This window comes from uncultured Brevundimonas sp. (assembly GCF_937870815.1).
Classification (GTDB): domain Bacteria; phylum Pseudomonadota; class Alphaproteobacteria; order Caulobacterales; family Caulobacteraceae; genus Brevundimonas.
Genome location: NZ_CALMZS010000023.1, coordinates 1 through 2,920 on the forward strand (window position 1 = coordinate 1; position 2,920 = coordinate 2,920).

Consider the following 2,920-nt stretch of genomic DNA (forward strand, 5'->3'; position numbering starts at 1 on the left):
CAGCGCATGGAAGCCCAGCTCAAGCCCGTGGCCGAGACGCTGAAACTGTTCCAGGAGCATGTCGCCGCGCTGGAGAAGACGCGCAACGAGGAAACGGGCGGCCTCAAGGAACAGCTGCAGCTGCTGATGACCGCCTCGGCCGCCACCCGCGACGAGGCCCGGCGCCTGACCGAGGCGCTGAAGGGCAATACGGGCCGGCGCGGCCGCTGGGGCGAACAGACCTGCCGCAATGTGCTGGAGGCCGCCGGCATGGCCGGGCGGTTCGACTTCGAGGAACAGTCCTCGACGGCGGACGAGGCGGGCCGGCAGCAGCGCCCCGACTTCGTCGTCCGCCTGCCCGGCGGCGGCATGTTCGTGATCGACGCCAAGGTGTCGCTGGCCTTCGGCGACGCGGCCGACGGCGATGAGGAGGCCCAGCGCGCCGCCGCCTCGCTGCGCACCGCGGCCAGCATGAAGACCCACGTCCGCCAGCTGGCCTCCAAGGCCTATCAGGACCAGTTCAGGCCCAGCCCCGACTTCGTCGCCATGTTCGTGCCGGGCGACGCCTTCCTCGCCGCCGCCCTCGACCACGAGCCCGATCTGATGACCACGGCCATGGCCTCGCGCGTGGTCATCGTCACCCCCACGACCCTGTTCGCCCTGTGCAAGGCCGTCGCCTACGGCTGGCGCGCCGAGGAGCAGACCCGCAACGCCGAGGAGGTCGCGAAACTGGGCAAGGAGCTCTACAAGCGGCTGTCGGTGATGGGCGGCCACGCCGCCGCCGTCGGCCGGGCGCTCGACACGGCGGTCGGCAAGTACAACCAGTTCGTCGGCTCGCTGGAGAGCCAGGTGATGGTCTCGGCCCGCCGCTTCGAGGACCTGCAGGTCGACCACGAGGGCAAGGACCTGCCCGGCCTGCCCCCGGTCGAGACCGCCCCCCGCTCCCTGTCGCGTCCGGAGCTGGCCGCCCCGGCCCCTGACGTCGCCGCGGAATAGCCGCGACAAGGCTTGCGGACGTTTTGACAAGCCTGCTTGACATTTGCCGCGGTCGATGTAAAACACCCTTGTCACTCGGCAAGGAGGCCCGCATGAACCCGCCCAGCCGCCCCCGGCGTCCCTTCGGCCCCGGAACCCTGGCCCTGATGATCGTCGCCGGCGCCGTTCTCGGCGGGGCGGCCGGGGCGGTGCGCAGCCTGGCCGGCGATCCGCCCGGGGCGGCGGGGCTGGCCCTGACGGCCGCCCCCGTGAGCGTCGCCATGGCCCTCGGCTTCGCCGTCGGCCTGTGGTGGTGGCGCGGCATCGACGAGGCGGCCCGCGAGGCCCACAAATGGGCTTGGTGGTGGGGCGGTTCGGGCGGCATGGCCGTCGGCGTGATCCTGCTGCTCACCCTGGTCTCCGGCGACGACGGCGCGCTCCCGGCCGGGCTCCGCCTCGGCGGCCTCGGCGGCCCGGACCTCGTCGCCGCCGGGATGTGGACCGTCCTGCTGGCCCAGATCGCCGGCTACGGCGTGGCCTGGGCCATCTGGTGGCTGAAGCACCGCTAGGGGCGACCGATGAACAACCGCCTGAAGGTGCTGCGCGCCGAACGCGACTGGAGCCAGGCCGAGCTGGCCGGGCGGCTCGGCGTCTCGCGCCAGACCGTCAACGCCCTGGAGACGGGCCGCTACGACCCGTCCCTGCCGCTGGCCTTCCGCATCGCCCGCGTCTTCGACCAGCCGATCGAGGCCATCTTCCTCGCCGAATGACGCCCAGATTTCCCCCCATTCCGCCGCCAGGGACCTGACATGACCTTCAAGAAACGCCTCAAGACCACCGTCTCCGCCCTCGCCCGCCTGACCCTCGGCGCGGCGCTGGGTCTCGGCCTCGCCGCCGCCGCCGTGTCGCCGGCCGCCGCCCAGGTGGTCGCGCCGCCGCTCGCCGGTCAGGCCCCCGCCATCCGCGCCGTCCCGCCGGCCGAGGGCCGGGGACCCGCCCTGTGGGTCGTCAGGGACGCCGACTCGACCATCTATCTGTTCGGCGCCGTCCACCTGCTGCGCCCGACCACGGCCTGGGGCACGGAGCGCGTCGACGCCGCCTTCGACAGCGCCGGGAAGATCGTCCTCGAGATTTCCAACCCCGACGACCAGGCCGCGATCATTCCCCTGATCCAGCAGCACGGCCTGTCGCCGGACACCCCGCTGTCCAGCCTGCTGACCGAGGCGGAGATCGCCGCCCTCGACGCCGCCGCGAAGACCCTGGGGCTCAGCGCCGCCCGGTTGGACCCGTTCCGGCCCTGGTTCGCCGCCCTGACCCTGTCGGTCGCGCCGCTGGCCAGGGCCGGCTACGACCCGGCTTCCGGCGTCGAACTGATTCTCAAGGCGCGCGCCGAGGCCGCCGGCAAGCCGGTCGCCGGCCTGGAGACCATCGACGAGCAGATCCGCATCCTCGCCGGCTTTTCCGAAGAGACCCAGCTCGCCTTCCTGCGCAGCACGCTGAAGGATTTCGAGACCGCCACGGTCGAGCTGGACAGGCTGGTCGAGGCGTGGGCCGCCGGGGATGTCGAGGCCATCGAGGCGCTGGGCGTCGAGTCGATGCGCGACAGCGGGGAGGAACTCTACCAGGCCCTGCTGGTCCGGCGGAACAGCAACTGGGCCGACCAGATCCAGACCATGCTCGAGGGCTCGGGCGCGGTCTTCGTCGCCGTCGGCGCCGCCCACCTGGCCGGAGACGACAGCGTCCAGGAGATCCTCGAACGCCGCGGCGTCGACGTCGAGGTCGCTCCGTAACGGACGGACGCCCGCCTGTATGGAAAGGCCCGGCCGCCGCGCCGGGCCTTTTCTTTTGCCGGCGCGAGGCTATGGTCCGCCTCCGATCCGGCGACCCCGGCGCGGCCGTAGTTCAGAGGTAGAACGTCAGCTTCCCAAGCTGAATGTCGCGGGTTCGATTCCCGCCGGCCGCTCCA

Annotated in this window: 4 protein-coding genes and 1 tRNA gene; all 5 read left to right on the plus strand. The window is 72.3% G+C overall.

Annotated elements, in window-relative coordinates; translation table 11 throughout:
- On the plus strand, positions 1 to 975 hold a 975-nt coding region (locus tag Q0588_RS01595; RefSeq protein WP_298743141.1), incomplete at its 5' end, for a DNA recombination protein RmuC.
- A 92-nt stretch (positions 976 to 1,067) separates the two neighbouring features.
- Positions 1,068 to 1,523, plus strand: a complete 456-nt coding sequence (locus Q0588_RS01600) for a hypothetical protein (protein WP_298743143.1) — start codon at positions 1,068 to 1,070, stop codon at positions 1,521 to 1,523.
- Positions 1,524 to 1,532: 9 nt separating this feature from the next.
- The gene (locus Q0588_RS01605; protein WP_298743145.1) at positions 1,533 to 1,724 is read left to right on the plus strand and encodes a helix-turn-helix transcriptional regulator; all 192 of its coding nucleotides are present in this window, start codon (positions 1,533 to 1,535) and stop codon (positions 1,722 to 1,724) included.
- Between the two features lie 39 nt (positions 1,725 to 1,763).
- Positions 1,764 to 2,744: a TraB/GumN family protein gene (locus Q0588_RS01610; RefSeq protein ID WP_298743147.1), complete on the plus strand. Its 981-nt coding sequence runs from the start codon at positions 1,764 to 1,766 to the stop codon at positions 2,742 to 2,744.
- A 101-nt stretch (positions 2,745 to 2,845) separates the two neighbouring features.
- Positions 2,846 to 2,920: transfer RNA gene (locus tag Q0588_RS01615), tRNA-Gly, on the plus strand.